Consider the following 554-nt stretch of genomic DNA (forward strand, 5'->3'; position numbering starts at 1 on the left):
GCTTTATTGAAGCCGCTTGTTATGAAGTGGATGGAATGGAAGTTTAGAAAGAGATCTACTATTATTATTCAGAAGTAGTGCTTAGATTATAGCGATCTAAGCACTACTTTTTTTATTCTGCAAAAAGCCTGATTGGTACGGGTTAATAATTAGTGGGGGATGAACAAAACCTGATTGATTAAAGTTTCACTTTATTTTCATAGATGCTGATAAACAAAATAACCCTGCTTATTTTAAATGGGCACTAAAACTATCACGACCGGGTACTGTAATTATTGGTGATAACGTAGTACGTGAAGGAGATGTTATGGACAATACTAGTAGCGATCCTCGTGTACAAGGAATACGCCGTTTCTATGAATTAATAGCTGCTGAGCCACGTGTTAGTGCTACAGCGCTTCAAACTGTAGGAAGTAAGGGATACGATGGGTTTGTGATGGCAGTTGTAAAAGAGTGATATAAGGCGGAAACAGGGATGAAAAAGAAGTTTCAAAAATTATAACATGTATCGTGTATAACGAGATTAGCTCGTGGACCTCCAGTATACATAACGC

Annotated in this window: 1 protein-coding gene; it reads left to right on the forward strand. The window is 37.5% G+C overall.

Going from position 1 to position 554, the window contains the following annotated elements:
* The first annotated feature begins 193 nt into the window (after positions 1-193).
* Complete coding sequence (locus tag AC5O77_RS22405) at positions 194-457, forward strand: O-methyltransferase (protein ID WP_494507248.1); 264 nt, start codon at positions 194-196, stop codon at positions 455-457.
* Positions 458-554: the final 97 nt, after the last annotated feature.

It is taken from the genome of Stenotrophomonas sp. INTA L402-1, from assembly GCF_059295135.1.